Origin of the sequence: Anaerosphaera aminiphila DSM 21120, from assembly GCF_900129925.1 — a bacterium.
Taxonomy (GTDB): domain Bacteria; phylum Bacillota; class Clostridia; order Tissierellales; family Peptoniphilaceae; genus Anaerosphaera; species Anaerosphaera aminiphila.
Map to the genome: position 1 here is coordinate 246,236 of NZ_FQXI01000001.1, position 17,084 is coordinate 263,319.

15 protein-coding genes, 1 tRNA gene and 2 other annotated features are annotated in these 17,084 nt (G+C 30.4%); of the genes, 5 read left to right on the plus strand and 11 right to left on the minus strand.

Annotation, left to right across the window (positions count from 1 at the left end; translation table 11 throughout):
- The first annotated feature begins 67 nt into the window (after window positions 1-67).
- Together BUB47_RS01310 and BUB47_RS01315 are read left to right on the plus strand one after the other, a co-directional pair.
- Window positions 68-154, plus strand: a tRNA-Leu gene (locus BUB47_RS01310).
- Between the two features lie 62 nt (window positions 155-216).
- The gene (locus tag BUB47_RS01315; RefSeq protein ID WP_073183018.1) at window positions 217-1,131 is read left to right on the plus strand and encodes an alpha/beta fold hydrolase; all 915 of its coding nucleotides are present in this window, start codon (window positions 217-219) and stop codon (window positions 1,129-1,131) included.
- Window positions 1,132-1,204: 73 nt separating this feature from the next.
- On the opposite strand, the gene BUB47_RS01320 is transcribed toward BUB47_RS01315, so the two are convergent.
- The 8 genes from BUB47_RS01320 to BUB47_RS01350 all read right to left on the minus strand — a co-directional run bounded on the left by BUB47_RS01320 (window position 1,205) and on the right by BUB47_RS01350 (window position 8,489).
- Window positions 1,205-2,335: a baeRF3 domain-containing protein gene (locus tag BUB47_RS01320; protein WP_073183020.1), complete on the minus strand. Its 1,131-nt coding sequence runs from the start codon at window positions 2,333-2,335 to the stop codon at window positions 1,205-1,207.
- Window positions 2,336-2,449: 114 nt separating this feature from the next.
- Complete coding sequence (locus tag BUB47_RS09965) at window positions 2,450-2,608, minus strand: hypothetical protein (RefSeq protein ID WP_159430526.1); 159 nt, start codon at window positions 2,606-2,608, stop codon at window positions 2,450-2,452.
- 57 nt (window positions 2,609-2,665) lie between these two features.
- Window positions 2,666-3,067: a hypothetical protein gene (locus tag BUB47_RS01325; protein ID WP_073183021.1), complete on the minus strand. Its 402-nt coding sequence runs from the start codon at window positions 3,065-3,067 to the stop codon at window positions 2,666-2,668.
- Window positions 3,068-3,183: 116 nt separating this feature from the next.
- Window positions 3,184-4,347 carry a M20 metallopeptidase family protein gene (locus tag BUB47_RS01330; protein ID WP_073183023.1) on the minus strand — a complete coding sequence of 388 codons (1,164 nt, stop codon included), beginning with the start codon at window positions 4,345-4,347 and terminating at the stop codon, window positions 3,184-3,186.
- 128 nt (window positions 4,348-4,475) lie between these two features.
- Window positions 4,476-5,249 carry an ABC transporter ATP-binding protein gene (locus tag BUB47_RS01335; protein WP_073183025.1) on the minus strand — a complete coding sequence of 258 codons (774 nt, stop codon included), beginning with the start codon at window positions 5,247-5,249 and terminating at the stop codon, window positions 4,476-4,478.
- Window positions 5,250-5,262: 13 nt separating this feature from the next.
- Entirely contained in the window at window positions 5,263-6,138 is an 876-nt protein-coding gene (locus BUB47_RS01340) for an ABC transporter permease (RefSeq protein ID WP_073183027.1), read from the minus strand.
- 15 nt (window positions 6,139-6,153) lie between these two features.
- Window positions 6,154-7,137 carry an ABC transporter substrate-binding protein gene (locus BUB47_RS01345; protein ID WP_073183029.1) on the minus strand — a complete coding sequence of 328 codons (984 nt, stop codon included), beginning with the start codon at window positions 7,135-7,137 and terminating at the stop codon, window positions 6,154-6,156.
- Window positions 7,138-7,202: 65 nt separating this feature from the next.
- Window positions 7,203-7,441 (minus strand) — a binding site (T-box leader).
- Between the two features lie 58 nt (window positions 7,442-7,499).
- On the minus strand, window positions 7,500-8,489 hold the full coding sequence (locus tag BUB47_RS01350; RefSeq protein ID WP_073183031.1) for an ABC transporter substrate-binding protein: 990 nt from the start codon (window positions 8,487-8,489) through the stop codon (window positions 7,500-7,502).
- A gap of 34 nt (window positions 8,490-8,523) precedes the next feature.
- Window positions 8,524-8,756 (minus strand) — a binding site (T-box leader).
- Window positions 8,757-8,984: 228 nt separating this feature from the next.
- Between BUB47_RS01350 and BUB47_RS01355 the strand changes: the two genes are divergently transcribed.
- Together BUB47_RS01355 and BUB47_RS01360 are read left to right on the plus strand one after the other, a co-directional pair.
- Window positions 8,985-10,388, plus strand: coding sequence for an APC family permease (locus BUB47_RS01355; protein ID WP_073183032.1), 1,404 nt, complete (start codon window positions 8,985-8,987; stop codon window positions 10,386-10,388).
- Between the two features lie 97 nt (window positions 10,389-10,485).
- On the plus strand, window positions 10,486-11,478 hold the full coding sequence (locus BUB47_RS01360; RefSeq protein ID WP_073183034.1) for a threonine ammonia-lyase: 993 nt from the start codon (window positions 10,486-10,488) through the stop codon (window positions 11,476-11,478).
- 22 nt (window positions 11,479-11,500) lie between these two features.
- On the opposite strand, the gene nadE is transcribed toward BUB47_RS01360, so the two are convergent.
- From nadE to hflX, 3 genes are read right to left on the minus strand one after another with little or no spacing between them, the layout of a single operon-like run.
- A complete protein-coding gene (gene nadE, locus BUB47_RS01365; RefSeq protein WP_073183036.1) occupies window positions 11,501-12,202 on the minus strand; it encodes an NAD(+) synthase in 702 nt (233 codons plus the stop codon).
- 46 nt (window positions 12,203-12,248) lie between these two features.
- Window positions 12,249-12,893 (minus strand): YigZ family protein, encoded by a 645-nt coding sequence (locus BUB47_RS01370; protein WP_073183038.1) that lies wholly within the window; start codon window positions 12,891-12,893, stop codon window positions 12,249-12,251.
- Window positions 12,894-14,183, minus strand: a complete 1,290-nt coding sequence (hflX, locus tag BUB47_RS01375; RefSeq protein WP_083529017.1) for a GTPase HflX — start codon at window positions 14,181-14,183, stop codon at window positions 12,894-12,896.
- 115 nt (window positions 14,184-14,298) lie between these two features.
- Here hflX and BUB47_RS01380 point away from each other — a divergent pair, with 115 nt between their 5' ends.
- Window positions 14,299-17,076 (plus strand): transglycosylase domain-containing protein, encoded by a 2,778-nt coding sequence (locus tag BUB47_RS01380; protein ID WP_073183041.1) that lies wholly within the window; start codon window positions 14,299-14,301, stop codon window positions 17,074-17,076.
- The last annotated feature ends 8 nt before the right edge of the window (window positions 17,077-17,084 follow it).

Below are 17,084 nucleotides of genomic sequence, written 5' to 3' on the forward strand. Positions count from 1 at the left end.
TTTAATATATAATTTATCTTGATTTATTATTAAAACAATGGTAAATTATAGTAGTTATAAAAATTATGCCGGTGTGCTGGAATTGGCAGACAGGACGGACTCAAAATCCGTTGTCAGCAATGACGTGTGGGTTCAAGTCCCACTACCGGTACCATAAAAAAACAGGTTAAAAATAATAACCTGTTTTTTTATTTAAATTTAATTAGGAGAAATAAGATGAATCAGCTTGAATATAAAATAATTGGCGGTGTAAAGCAATATTTCGGTATATACAGTAAAGATACCAACAATCCTATTTTGTTATATTTACATGGTGGTCCCGGTGATAGTTGCCTTCCCTTAATTGAAAAACATAACTTATCATTATCAGAATCATTTACTTTAGTAGTTTTAGAACAAAGAGGTTCCGGTTTGTCTTACTATAAATTTTCTAAAAGTGAAAACTTATCTATTTCAATATTTGTTGATGATATATATGAATTTTCCAAATATTTATTAGACAGATTTAAAAAGGAAAAACTTTATATTCTTGGACATTCATGGGGTTCTGTGCTTGGTATTAAATTTATAGAAAAATATCCTCAACTGGTTCAAGCTTATTTAGGATGTGGACAAGTTGTAAACATGGAGGAGAATTTAAATTCTCAAATTAAGTTTATAGGAAAATATTCTTCTAATCTCAAAGTTCAAAAGAAGTTGAGCAATATAAAACAAGAATTAAATGGAGATGATTGGGTTAATTCATTACTATATCTAACAAGGCAAATTGTCAAATTAAAAGGCTCTATATATGGAAAAACAAGTATGAATAGTCTTATAACTCCATTTTTATTTTCAAAACACTACTCAATACTAAATTTACTTAATAGACAAAGAGGTTCTATACAAAGTATTGAATACTTTTGGAAAGAACTAATGGAAGTAAATTTTAACAATTTAAATAATTTTAAAGTACCTATAATTTTATTTGAAGGACAACATGATTTTCATGTTTCATCTGAAATAGCTGGTAATTGGTATAAAAATATACATACAAAAAAAGATTATTATCTTTTTAAAGAGTCCGGTCATTTTCCTCAATGGGAAGAACCCGCAAAATTTAATTCCATTATATTAGCTTTAAAAAATTAATATTAAAATAAAATTTAGATATATAAAAATCCCAGTTAGACTTTCTCAACTGGGATTTTTATACTATTTAAGCTTAGTATCTAAATATAGCTGCCACTCCACTTTCTGTTGGCATTCTCTCTTTAGGTAACATTACTACTTCACCCTTAGATTTTAAAACTAATTCTGCTATATCGTCTAACACATCATCAGTTTCAACGTCTTCAAGAGGTTTTCTTTCAATTTCACCTGTCTCTAAATCAACTTTTCCAGGAATTAATTTATCTGATTCTAAAAGGACGGTTTCAATTCTACCTTCAATTGCTTTTTTTGAAACATCTTCTAAACTATCACCGGCTAATTCTTTGCTCTTACCATTGTTATATAATTCAACTAATTCTGCAGTTTTATTTAAGTAAATGGCCTCTATTATTTTCCAAGATTCTTCTCTTATTGTATTTATATCTAGAGATTCAAAATCCTTATCTATTCCCTTTTCAATTAAATACTTATTTCCTGAAATTTTTCTAAACTCTCCTTGATATTCTTTTAATGCAACTAATACAAGCGGTGCTCCAGTTGGCTTAGAATAATTTTCCCATATAAATTTATCTATATACCTTAAATATCTTTCTATATCTTTTTCAATTTCATCCTTTTTACTTCCTGTACCATACATTGTGCCGCCCTTTGATATAGATATGTGTGGAGATGTATATTGGTCACCTAGTACATCAGTAATTTCTACAGGTACATCTTCTGCAAATTCTATTTCTGTAAGACCATATCTATCACCATAGTATAATTTAAATGTCTTTCTATTAAGCCCTAATACATAGTATTTATCCGCTGATTGAAATACTCTTATAAGTGGTTTAATGTGAAAACTATCTGAAACAACTGTAAGTTCTTTTAATTCTCTATCTAGTTTATAGATTACACATTTATTTTTATTTAAAAATATAGCCAATCCATCTTTTGTCTTATTCCAAAATTCATTATCTTGGTCTAATTTATACAGTGGATCTAAAAACTCTTCGATTTCTCTCTTAGAAAATTTTTGCGCTAAACTCCTTTCGGCTTTTTGAACTTGGTTTTTAAACATAATTTTATCCAGTGCATTTTCTGATTTATTTTTGTGTGTAGGTTGATAAATTGATATACAGACACCACCTCTATCAAACAATATACTATCAGGAAAATCTCTTACAACTTCATATTTCATTTAAACACCTCTTTCATATGTATCTACTTAATATATATACCTATGTTTTTCAATTTTCAACCGACATTAATATATAAATAACTTTAAATACTCTATTTTGAAGTATTAAATTCATCACTCTTTAGCTTCAAATCCAACTAATACATCAAAATACGTTAAATTTTCTACAATAGTTCGGTTTACAATTTGAACCATTTCCACCTTTTCTTCAATATTATTTAATGTCCTTGAAAGGTCTCTACTTTCAACATCTATTAAATATTTAAATTTCATAATTTTTCTCCTCCTAATTTTAACTCTATAAAAAATATAAACTCAAAGAGTGTTTAATTAAACACTCTTTGTTTTAAATAGTTTATCTACTAAATAATCTTTCATTGAATATTTAAATAACAATTCTTGATTTTTAACACTTTTTTCTGTATTACTTAAGTTATAAATCTTATTTACTCCAGATTTATTTATAGTATAAGTGCCCTTATTATCTAAGTCTTTTAAATTTTCTACATCTACAATATACATTCCACTATCTTTGTCATAATCAATACTGTAATTTTTTATACTGTCAGATAATAACTCGCTTTCCACATAGTTTTCAAAAGCATAAACTGCATGGTCTTTTTTTACTACACCGTAGTCATGTTTGAGCATTATTAATATAAAAAATATCAATAGCGGAATTTTTATCTGTTTAACACACCCACAGCCACTTTTTACTGAGCAAGTGTTCAATTAAAATCCCCCTTTACTTTTATAGTACAAACTATTAATAATATACCCATGTTTTTCCTTTTAAAATCTATAAAAAAACTGAGTCCAAATTTGAACTCAGCGTAAAATCTATATATTTATTTTTCCAATCCCAATAATGCCAACTCAATGTGCATTTTAGCACCATACATTAGAGCTTTTTCGTCAATTTTAAATTTTGGATTGTGATTTACATATTCATATCCTTCTTCTGCACTTCCTCCAGATAATCCCAAATATCCACTTGGGGCAATTCTCCTATAAGAAGAAAAATCTTCACTTCCCATTTGTTGGGGCAATTCCACATAATTATCTAACCCAACGACTTTTTCAGCTGCTTTTTTAATTTTATTTACACAATTTTCATCATTTATATTTACATCATAGCCCATTAGATAATCTAATTCATAAGTTGCTCCATTTGCCTTACAAATTCCGGCAATTATATCTTCTATTCTGGATTTTATAGTTCTTCTCACATCTTCAGATAAATTTCTAACAGTAAATTTTAAGTTTGCTGTGTCTGGAATTATGTTTTCAGCTGTTCCAGAATTAAATATTCCACAACTAATTACAGCATTTTCAAAGGCATTTATATTTCTGGAAATTATTTGATTTATATTTATAACAATCATAGAACCTATCATAATTGGATCTATAGATTTATCAGGCATTGACCCATGTGCACCCTTTCCCTGTATCTTAAGTGTAACTGTGTCAGAAGATGCCATAATAGCACCTGTATTAGAGAGTATATGACCTGCTGGTAACCCTGGAAATATATGAATTCCATAAAATTCATCTACATCGTCAACCATACCTGAATTTACTATTTCAATAGCTCCTCCTGGTGGCAGTTCCTCAGCATGTTGGAATATTAATTTTACTGTTCCATTTAATTCTTCTCTATTATTTGCCAGTACCTTTGCAGCTCCAAGTAGCATTGCTGCATGAGTATCATGTCCACAGGCGTGCATTACACCTTTATTTTTTGATTTAAAATCCACATCTGCCTCTTCTTCAATTGGAAGGGCATCTATATCCGCTCTAAGTCCAACGACTTTTCCCTCTTTAGGTCCTTTAATAACACCTATTATACTAGTTGGAGTAGGTTTTAAGATTTCTATATTGCCAATTTTTTTAAGTTCATTTTCAATAAAAGCACTGGTATTATACTCTTTAAAAGATAATTCTCCATTTTCGTGAAACCATCTTCTCCAGCCAATGATTTCTTTCTCATCTAAATATTTTTCAATATTCATATTATTACCTCCTATAAATATAGACCTAATATTTATTTTAAGTCTATATATGTATTATACTCTCTTTATAGCAGTAATTCAATAAAGATGAAAAGGAGGCAACCTAAAATCTGCCTCCTTTAAAATACTTAAGATACTAATTTTAAACTCTCTAAAATATTGTCATTGTAAAATTTAGTGAGTTCTTCTTCCGTTATTTCCTTTGAATTTATATCCAGTACAATTTCACCTTTATTTAACATAATAATTCTCTTTGAATACTCTATTGCATGTCTTAAATTATGAGTTATCATCAAAGTAGTGATTTTTTCTTTATTTATTAAATCCACTGTCTTGTCCATAATTAACTTTGAAGTTTTAGGATCCAAAGCTGCAGTGTGCTCATCTAAAAGTAATAAATCCGGCCTCTTTATAGTGGACATCAATAGAGATAGTGATTGCCTCTGACCTCCTGATAAAAATTTTACTTGTGTAGTTAATTTATCTTCTAAGCCTAAATCCAATTCTTTTAATTTATTTACAATAAAATTAAGATTTTCATTCTTTACTAGTTTTTTAAAAGTAAACTTTTCTCCTTTTTTAAGTGCCATAGACATATTTTCTAAAATATTCAAGCTTGGTGAAACTCCCATTGACGGATCTTGACTTACTTTTCCAATGTAAATAGCTCTCTTTTCTTCAGATAGCTTTTCAATATTTTTTTCCTTTAAAGTAATAGTTCCGCCATCACTTTCTATACTGCCACTTATTAAATTAAATAAAGTACTCTTTCCACATCCATTTGGTCCCAAAATTGTAGTACATACATTTTTTTCTATCTCAAGAGAAAAGTTGTTAAATATTTTCTGTTCTTCAGGTGTACCCGGGTAAAAAGTTTTATTTAAATTTTCTATTTTTAACATTTCAAACCTCTTTCTAAGCTCTGGTGTTTATATTTTTTAATTTACTCATGCCAACAGCTGAAACATTGTTGTATAAAATAAATATTATAACCGTAATTGCAGTAACTGCCTTTAAATCATTTGGATTTAATCCTAAGTCTATTGCTATTCCTATTATTATCCTATAGGCAATTGCTCCAATTATAGCTCTAGTTGTCATTTTTAACTTTCTACTGTTCTTCATAAAAGTGTCACCTATAATTATAGATGCTAGAGCAGTTACGATCATTGTAGCCCCCATTTGAGCATCGGCAAATCCTTGGTATTGTGCCATTAAGCATCCACTTAATGAAACCAGTCCATTGGCTAACATCAAACCTACCATAGTGTAGACATCAGGATTTTTCCCAAGAGATTTCACTAGAGATTCATTGTCTCCAGTAACTATTAATAAATAACCTTTTTCCGTCTTAAAAAAAGTATCCATAATTATTTTTAAAAGTACTACAATAACTATTAAAATTACAACTTTTGGAAGAAATTCTAATTTACTAAAAATTGTGTCGTAATTATTTAATGGTACATTACTGCTTCCAGTAATTCTAAGGTTTACTGAATAAAGTATTGTCATTGTTAAAATTCCCGCAAGAATCGGTGCAATTTTAAGTTTTTTATAGAGTACAAATGTCAAAAATCCTGCTAATAAACCTGCACAAAAGCTTAATAACATTCCCAAGTAAGGGCTTAACCCATTCATTACTACACTTGAAAATACAAAAGCTCCTAGTGGAAATGTTCCCTCAACTGATAAATCTGCTATATCTAAAATTTTATATGTCAACATTACTCCTATTGCAAGTAGTGAAAATATTAACCCTATTTCAAGAGATGCCATTAAGACTGCACCCATACTAATTACTCCTCCTTATTCCACAATATTTGCATTTTCAAATATTAGTGAATTTTCATCTATTTTTAATCCATCTGCTGTCTTTTTATTTACTGTTCTAGTTGTATCTTTTGAAAATACCACCGGTATATCTGCTGCTTTTTCTCCTGATTTAATTTTTTCTGCTATTTTAGCTGCCTCTGCTCCAAGTTTTTCATAGTCTACTCCATCACTCATTAGTATTCCATTTTCAACAGGACCACCTTCACTGGCAAAAGAAGGAATTTCTTGTTTAATTAATTCAACAGATATTACACTTGCTGAAGATGATGCCAAGTTATCTAAAATTGCAACATATGAATCAATTTTTCTACTTAGTGAAGTCATAGCTTGAGGAACGTCATTAATAGTACTTACACCTATTTCAAAGAGCTCTATTCCCAATTTTTCCGTAATTTCTTTTAGCTCTTTAATTTGTGTTTCAGAGTTTGTCTCTCCAGTGGAGTACAATACTCCAAGCTTTTTAGATTCTGGAAAATACTTTAGAAAGCTTTCCAGCTGAGATTCTATAGAGTAATAGTCTGAAACTCCTGTAACATTTACACCAGGTTTTTCGTTAGACTCCACAAGGCCTGCATCTACGGGATCTGTTACTGCATTAAATATTACCGGTGTATTTTCAACTGCATTTTTTGCCCCTTGAGCTGCCGGTGTAGCTATTGCATATATTAAATCCACTCCATCTGACTCAAATTTCTTTGCTGTAGTAGAAACTAAATTACTGTCTCCTTGTACATTAATGGTTTCTACCTCAAGTGCAAATCCGTCATTTTCCAATTGTTTTATAAAACCTTCTCTAGCTCTATCAAGCGCTATATGTTGCGAATATTGTATAATTCCAACTTTTAATACTTTATCTTCGTTTACTTCCTTTCCGGTATTTTCAGTTTCTCCCTTAGAACCACATGCCGTCAAAATCATTGTCATACAAATTGCAATTAATAATAATTTCCTTTTCATCTTTTCCCTCCTGTAATTAAACCACTAAATAAATGTACAAAAAAAGCCCTTCACTCCTTAGTTTCCTAAGGGGCGAAAGACTTGACTTACGCGGTACCACCCTATTTCATAATCAATAAAAGATTACCTTATTCAGGATCAACAAATCCTTATCCTACGTTAACGGGGGCGTCCGTATCTACCTACTATAATTTCAACAGATAAGCTTGGGAGTGTATATTACAAAACCGTTTAATGCCGCATCTCACCATTCACGACTCTCTTTAGATAATCCAGCTTTCTTTCTCTCCTGCTATGCTTTTATTAAATTAATATGAATTATATGGTATTAGTACTTTAAAGTCAAGAGGTATATTAAATTTTTATTTTATTATTTCTGCATCTTTAAATATTTCATTGTTTAAATCAAGATTTAATGCCTTTGCAGCTTTTTCATTTACTTTTTTTACATTTTTTTCATTGTACTCTACTGGTAAATTTTCAGGTTTTTCACCTTGCAGTATTTTTATTGCCATTCTGGCAGCTTGAGCTCCTTGCTCTCTATAGTTAACTCCTTCACTCATTAAAAGTCCATTTTTTACCTGTCCTTCTTCAGCTGATAAACTTGGCAAATTATTCTTTAACAAATTTTCTGAAACTATTGGTGCTGCACTTGCCACCATATTGTCTGTTAAAGCAAACAGAGCATCTATTTTTCCGGATAGTGAAGTTATTGCAAGTGGAATGTCATTTACAGTACTTATTCCTGAAATTTCAAGTCCAAGTCCCTTTTCCTCAGTTACTTTTTTTAACTCTTCAAGTTGAACTTGAGAATTTTGTTCAGCTGAATTGTAAATAACTCCAAATGTCTTTACATTGGGATATAGTTTTAAAAATTCATCAATTTGAGCTGATGGATCAATGTAGTCTGATACCCCTGTCACATTTCCACCTGGCTTTTCAATAGAGTCTACTAATTCTGCAGCTACCGGATCTGTTACCGCACTAAATACTATTGGAATGTCTTCAGTTGTGTTTTTTGCTCCTTGAGTTGCTATTGTTGACACAGTATATATTAAATCCACTTCATCTGATAGCATTTTTTCAGGAACAACTGTTACAAGTGACATATCTCCGTTTAAATTTTTATCAACATATTCTACTTCAATTCCATTTTTTTCCATTTCTTCAATAAAGCCTTCTTTTGCCTCGTCCAAAGAAATCTGATCCATATACTTTATTATTCCCACCTTATAACTCTTAGAAGTTATTTCAGTATTAGATTTTTCTCCAACACTATTACTTGTCTCTTTTTGAGAACAACCAACTAAAAGTACACTACATAAAATCGCCAAAACTAATAATTTTTTCATAATTTTCCTCCGTAAAATAAAAAAACTTCGTCCTATATAGGACGAAGTGTATTCGCGGTACCACCTAAGTTTATAATCTAAAGATTACCTCATTTTCAGAATCAAAAAATCCCTAGCCTAAAATAACGGTGGCATCCGTGACAGTCTACTAACATTCTACCATCAAGCTTAAAAGTGAATATTACATATTTTCCTCTATGTCAGCTTTCACCTAATCTGACTCTCTAAAATAAATTCCAATATCTTTTTCTTTATCATAGCTCTTCATTAAATTTTACTCATTGTATTATTTATATTTAACATTGTCAAGCATAATTTATTTTTTATACAAATATTTTTTATCCCTATACTTGTGTTAAAATATTAAAGGAATATAAAATTCCAAGCTGTAAAAATATATTATTTAATTAATTTAAATAACTCACTAATTATTTACGAGCACTTATTTTATATTATTTTATTTTTACAGTAAATATAATAATAAGGAGTGAAAAAATGACAGAGACAAAAAGCAAAAAAATTACGTGGTACACCTTAGCTTTTATGGCATTTTCAACTGTTTGGAGTTTTGGAAATGTAATAAACGGATTTTCGGAATATGGTGGCCTGAAGGCTATAGTTGCTTGGATTATAATATTCGCAATTTACTTCGTTCCCTATACACTTATGGTAGGAGAATTAGGTTCTGCCTTTAAGGATAGTGGTGGTGGTGTAAGTTCGTGGATCCATGAGACAATCGGCCCAAAATTGGCTTACTACGCCGGATGGACTTATTGGATAGTTCATATGCCCTATATATCTCAGAAACCTCAAGGGTTCTTAATTGCAACTAGTTGGGCTGTTTTTCAAAACAACACTATCAGTTCAGTAGACCCTAAGTTACTTCAAATTGGCAGTTTTATAATATTTGTAATAGGAATATACATTGCTTCAAAGGGTTTAAATCCCTTGAAAAAATTATCTTCTATTGCTGGAACTACTATGTTTATTATGTCAATATTATTTATAGTTTTAATGGTTACAGCTCCTGCTATAACCGGTGCTAAATTATATGACATTGACTGGTCTGTTAAAACTTTTTTACCGACTTTTGACATGAAGTTCTTTACCAGTATATCAATTTTAGTTTTTGCCGTAGGCGGGTCTGAAAAAATTTCTCCCTATGTAAACAAAATGAAAAATCCTTCAACAGATTTTTCTAAGGGTATGATAACTTTAGCTATTATGGTAGCTGTTACTGCAATTTTAGGAACTATATCTCTAGGTATGATGTTTGATCCAAATAATATCCCTACAGATTTAATGACAAATGGTGCCTACTATGCATTTCAAAAACTAGGCGAATACTACAATCTTGGAAACTTTTTCTTAATTGTATATGCAATTACAAATATGATTGGACAATTTTCCGTATTAATTATGTCTATTGATGCTCCACTTAGAATGTTACTTGACGAAGGAGATAGAAGATTTATACCGGAAGCTCTATTTAAGAAAAATAAAAACGACACCTACATTAATGGCATAAAATTAACATTTGTACTAGTATCTATACTAATAGTAGTTCCTGCATTTGGAATTGATAATGTTGATGTATTTGTTAAATGGCTTATTAAATTAAATTCAGTATGTATGCCTCTTCGCTATTTATGGGTATTTGTAGCTTATATTGCCTTAAAAAAAGCAGGAGAAAAATTTAAACCTGAATACAAATTTGTAAAAAGTAAATGGTTGGGAATTCTCTTTGGTGGTTGGTGCTTCTTCTTTACAGCATTTGCCTGTATAGGAGGAATGTACTCTGAAGACTCTTTCCAACTTATGATGAATATTATAACTCCATTTATTTTGATAGGTTTAGGTCTTATAATGCCACAACTTGCAAAGAAAAATAAAATTTAACTTTAAAAAGGACACAAAGCGTGTCCTTTTTTTATGTTTTTATGTTAATATCAATATATATTTTAGTTTTAAAAATTACATATGGGAGGTTTTTTATTTGAAATATTTAAAAGAATTAAATTTACAAATGGTCAAAGATGCAAGATTAAAAATAGATAAATATATAAATAATACTCCATTTATTAAGTCAATTTACTTATCAGATAAGGACACTAACGTTTTCTTTAAATTAGAGACAACTCAAGAAGTTAAGTCCTTTAAAATTAGAGGCGCCTTAAATAAGATGTTTTCTTTGACAGAAGATGAAAAAAATTTTGGTGTAGCTACAATATCTTCTGGAAATCATGGCGCCTCTGTAGCACTTGGTGCTCAAATCCTTGGAATAAAAAAAGCTGTAATTATTGTTCCTGCTAATACAACTACTGCAAAACTAAATAAAATAAAATACTTTGGAGCAGAAGTTTTACAAATGGGAAATAATTATGATGAAGCTCACAACCTTGGAACTAAATATATTGAAGACAACAACTTAACTTTAATAGACTCCTATTATGACGACCCATATATTTATGCAGGTCAAGGAACTATGGTGCTTGAAATACTGGAGAAAAATCCAAACATAGACACAATAATAGCTCCAATTGGAGGAGGTGGCCTTATTGGTGGAATATGTGTAGCCGCTAAGGAAACCAATCCAAATATTAAAGTTTATGGCGTTCAAACAGAAGCTTGTCCAGCTATGAAAAAATCTCTTGAAGATGATTTTTGCTATGAAGAATTTGAAAGTGAAGATTCCATTTGTGAATCTCTAATCGGAGGTGTGGGACCTTTAGCTTTTGAAATTTGTAAAAAATACTTAGATGACATTTTTTTAGTTTCTGAAAAAGAAATAAGAAAAGCAACTGCCTTTATGGGCTTAAGGGAACTTATGATTGTTGAGCCTTCCAGTGCCACTGTTGTAGCAGCATTTGAAAAGTATAAAAATAAACTGCAAGGCAAAAACATAGCTTTAGTACTATCTGGAGCTAATCCAAATGCAGAATTAATTTTAAATATATACAATGAATATAAGAGTGAGTATATAAAATAAACTAAAGGGAAATCCCTTTAGTTTATTTTATATACATTGCTGCAAAGCTTCTCTTGTGTTCTGATACTTCATGCATATGTTCAATTTTTTTGGCAATATCACTATCTATTTTTTCTCCTCTTATGTGAGCATCCAGCTCTTCATAAGTAAAGCCCATTTCCATTTCATCTGTTTGATTTTCCCACAGTCCTGCTGATGGTTTTTTATCAATTATTTTTTCGGGTATATTTAATTCTCTTGCCATTTCAAATACTTCTTCTTTTAAAAAACTAACTAGTGGCAATATGTCAACTCCACTATCACCATTTTTAGTGTAATATCCTATATAAAATTCTGAAGCATTTGAAGATCCACAAACTAAATAACCTCTGTCTTGTGCATAGTAATATAGTGTTGTCATTCTAAGCCTTGGCTTTATATTAGACTTCGCCATTTTATTATCACTTATAAATGAATCTTTTAAAAGAGTTCTATAAGTGTTGGTCAAATCTACTTTTTCAACTTCTAAGTTTAATCTATCTGCCACAAGAATTGCATCTTCTTCGTCCTCATCTGCACTTTCGCAGGGCATAATTACACCTAGCGAATCATTTGGGAAGGCTTTTTTGGCAAGGCCTGCAATAACTGCTGAGTCAATTCCCCCCGACAGTCCAAATACAAGTCCCTTTGCATTAGATTTTTTTACAATTTCTCTTAACCAATTTACAACTGGTTCAAATTCCATATTTATCCTCCATTAAATAAACTTTAATAAATTTTATTATTAGCACTTAATTTTTTTCATAGATAATTTTCCCATTTAAAACAGGTAAATTTTCTCTAAGTAGTTCAACAATTTCTATATTTCCACCTGTTTCATTCATTAAATCAAATTTTAATTTTTCATTATTTACTTCATTGTGAAGAACTACTTCAACTTTATCAGTATATATTTCATCTAATATTTTATAGCCATTCTTTATTAAATAATTTGTAATTGAACCGTGCTTAGTATAGTCATACTTTATTGACAATTTTTGAAAAGGCATCATATCTACAACTATTGCACTGTCTATAGCTATTTTAGCAGTCTTTGTATAAGCTCTAACAAGTCCCCCTGCTCCCAGCAGAGTTCCTCCAAAGTATCTGGTTGCTATTACCAAGACATCTGTTAAATCCTCTTTTTTTAATACTTCAAGCATTGGAATTCCAGCCGTTCCTGATGGTTCTCCATCATCATTATACTTTTGAATAAGTTTCTTTTCTCCAATTATATAGGCACTGCAGTTATGTGTGGCATCTCTGTGCTTTTTACTTATTTCACCGATTATTTTTATTGCCTCTTCTTCACTTGAAATTTTAAATGCATATCCAATAAATTTAGATTTTTTTTCGACAAATTCGTCAAAATTATTATTGAGTATTGTCTTGTACATTTAAACCACATACCTTTTAAATTTGTTAAATTCTTCACTTGTAAGAAATACAACTAATTTTACTCCATCATTTAAATATTCCAAACTTTCATATTTGTGATTGTCTAAAATTTCAGAAAGTACATTTGAATCATTATAATCTATTAACAACTCTACTCTTGACAACTTTTCAGGTAGTTTCTTTTCAATAACATCTAATAGCTCACTTAAGTCCTCGTCAAACTTGGCAGATAAAAATATTTTTTCTCCACCTATTTTAGGTGATATTAAAGTTTCCATTACATCTATTTTGTCAGATTTATTAAATACATTGATTACCTTTTCTGTATCTATATCTAAGTCCTTTAAAATTTTCATAGTAGTTGAATACTGTATATCCATATCCTCACTTGATGCATCTATTACATGCAAAATTAAATCAGAGTACTTTATTTCCTCCAAAGTTGACTTAAATGCCTCAACTAGTTTTGTTGGCAGCTTTGATACAAATCCAACTGTATCTGAAATTATATATTCTCTTCCACTTGGAAGTTTTGCCCTTCTGGAATTTGGGTCAAGTGTGGCAAATAGCATGTTTTTTACATAGACTTCTTTTGCATCACTTACTTTTAATCTATTTAAAAGAGTAGACTTTCCCGCATTCGTATAACCTACTAGAGATACTATTGGAATTTTATTGTCAATCCTCCTACTTCTGGTTAACTCTCTATTTTTTTGTACTCTCTTAAGTTTTCTTCTTATTGTGTCAATTTCCCTTAAAAGTCTTCTCCTGTCTGTCTCAATAATTTGCTCTCCAGGTCCACGAGTTCCTATTCCCCCTCCAGTTCTTGACCATCCATCTATTCCCAACAGTCTTGGAAGTTGATAGTTTAATTGAGCTAATTGCACTTGTAACTTTCCCTCATAAGTAGAGGCTCTTAGTGCAAATATATCCAATATTAAATTAGTTCTATCTAACACTTTAATTTCTCTGTCAAATTTCTTATTGTCATTAAATATATCATCAAGGTTTCTAAGTTGTACTCCCGACAACTCATCATTAAACACTACTGCATTAGCTTCTAACTTTGGAATCATATCCTTTATTTCATCAACTTTTCCAGATCCTATTAAAAGTTTAGGTGAATACTTATCAATATTTTGCGTCACAACGCCCACTACTTCTGCGCCATCTGCCTTTACAAGTTCTTCAAGCTCAGCTAATGATGAATCTAAACTATGGGGATATGCCCCAATATCTGTTCCCACAATTATTACTCTCTCTTTTTTTACATCATTTATTATATCCATACCTACATTATACAAATAAGCCTATAGGTATTCAAATCTTATTTCTACAGTGGCTGGATAAGCTCTTTATAGTAATTTAATGTATTAAATGATATAATAATTTTTGGAGGTAATCATGGAAAACTTTAGAAAACTCAATAAAAAAGACAAGCTTAAAATTTTAGCGCTGATCTTTTTTATTTTATTAATGTTAATTGGAACTCTTGTCGGTTCTGTTATATTAGACATACTTTCTGAAACTCCTAAAACTGATTTTAAAAACCTTTCAAGTAGCTTTGACCAAACCTCATACATATATGATGAAGAAGGCACACTCCTTGAAAAAATTGAATCTCTGGAGTATAGAACTATAGTGCCCATTGAAAAAGTTCCCAAAAACTTAAAAAATGCCTTTGTAGCTATTGAAGACCAAAGGTTTTATGAGCACAAGGGTGTTGATATAAGAGGAATTCTAGGGGCGTTAAAATCAAACCTTGCAGCTGGTAAAGTTGTAAGAGGAGGATCTACTATTACTCAGCAACTGATTAAAAACGTCTATTTGACTAATGACCAGCGAATGACTAGAAAAATCCAAGAGGCTTATATGTCCATGGACTTAGAAACTATTTTAAAAAAGGATGAAATTTTAGAAGCTTATTTGAATAGAATAAATTTAGGCCAAGGTGCCTATGGTGTAGAAGCTGCTGCTCAAACTTATTTTTCCAAAGATGTATATAATTTAAATTTGTCTCAATGTGCCCTCTTAGCTGGAATTGCAAAATCTCCAACTATTTATCCACCTTTTAAGAGAATTCCCAAAGACTACTATAACAATGAACCATTTATAGGAACTATGGATATAAACGGGGAGCAAATGTATATAGTTTTAAATTCCAATTCTTTTGAAAGACAAAAAATAGTCTTAGAAAAAATGTTAGAACTTGAATATATAGACAAAAAAGAATATGAAGAAGCTTTAAAATTTGACGTAGTTGCTTCACTTAAACCGGGAATTAAAAAATTTCACAATATGAGTAGTTATTCAACTGACTACATTAAATCTGAAGCAGCCAGACTTTTATCTGAACACTACAATATATCTTCAGATGAAGCTGAACACAAACTGTTCACTGGAGGATATAAAATTTATTCCTCAATAGATGAAAACTTACAAAAAAATTTAGAAAACTTATATGAAGATTTTCCAGCTTATTTAAATAACAACTCATCTTCTTCTCATGGAGCCTATGGATTAGCATTTACAAAAGACTCCAATAACAACATCGTAGATGAGAATGGCCAAGTAATATATTTTGCCAAAGACAATTTTTTTGACAGTGAGTTTAACTTTATACTAAGTAAAAATAATTACAATATTAATGAAAAGGGAGATTTATCAATTGACAAAGGTCTTTTCAATTCAGCAAGTAATAAGTTAGATATAATAGATCTCTATGAAATAAACGACAATAAAAATTTACAGACCTATAATATTGGATTTTTAAATATTCCAAGTGACTCTTTTGAAAAAAAGGCTGATTATATAATAATTGACCACAGTTATTTAAATGAGATTAGTGATTTTTATACAATTGATGAAAGTGACAATTTAATTATTTCAAAAAATTACTATTCTTATGAAAATACTCCTACCCTTCAACCTCAATCTTCTTCAATTATACTTGAAAATGATACAGGTTATGTTAAAGCAATAGTAGGAGGTTTAGATATACAAAATAAAAATGCAAAAATCTTTAATAGAGCTACAACTTCTGTTAGGTCTCCCGGTTCTCTTTTAAAGCCCTTTGTATATTTAACTGCCCTTGAAAATAAGTTTACACTGGGTTCTGTAATTGATGATGTTCCAACATATGATGAAATTGGCGAAATGTGGCCTATTAATGATTATAATGGATTTAGAGGACTGTTGACTTTGAGACTGGCTTTAGAAAATAATTCAAATGTAGTTCCTGTAAGTTTAGGTAAAAAACTGGGAATTGATAAAATTGAAGAAACCTATTCTAAGTTGGGACTTATTAATAGTAGTGATCCTGAAAGTGACCACTTTATAAGTTCTGAGGAAAATAAAGAAAAAAATGATGAAAACTTTAACAGTCTGGCCCTTGGAAATATGCAAAGGGGTATTACTAATATTCAAGCTGCTTCTAGTTATAGAACTATAGCGACTAAGGGAAATACCAAGCCAATTAGCTCTGTTATAAAAATAGAAGATGCCAATGGAATTGAATTAATTAACAATAGCAGTACAGCTGCAGATAAAAAATTTGACTCCGACAACTGCTACTTAATAGAAGATGCCCTTAGAACAAATGTTACAAGAGGTGTTGCAAAAGGTTCTAAAACACCACAAATTGACGTTGCCGGTGAGATTGGAGTAAATGAAGATGATTCAGATTTATGGTTTAGTGGATTTAATTCTAAATACACTGTCTCCTCTTGGATTGGCTGTGACTCTCCCAAGATAAAATTAAGTTCTGAACCCAAACTTGTAATTAATTTATTTAAAAATATTTCTTCAAATTTAAATACAGATATTGAAAATAAAAAGTTTAGTTCACCTGAGAATATAGTGGAAAAATTCATTTGCCAAAAAAACGGCAAATTAGGTACGAAACTTTGTGAAGAGTCAAATTCCGGCTATATGGAAAAATTTAAAAGTGGTACAGAACCCACAAAGTACTGTGACCAACATGAAAAACTTTTAATTTGTAACGAAAGTAGCAGACTTGCTGGAGAATACTGTCCTAAGGAAGATGTTGAATACAAAATATTATTTAAGAGAAAATCCTATATTCCATCAGAACATTCCAATATATTTCCTGATGACTATGAATACTTCCCAACTCTCTACTGCAATATTCATTCTGAAGAATGGTACGAAGACAACAATTAAATATATTT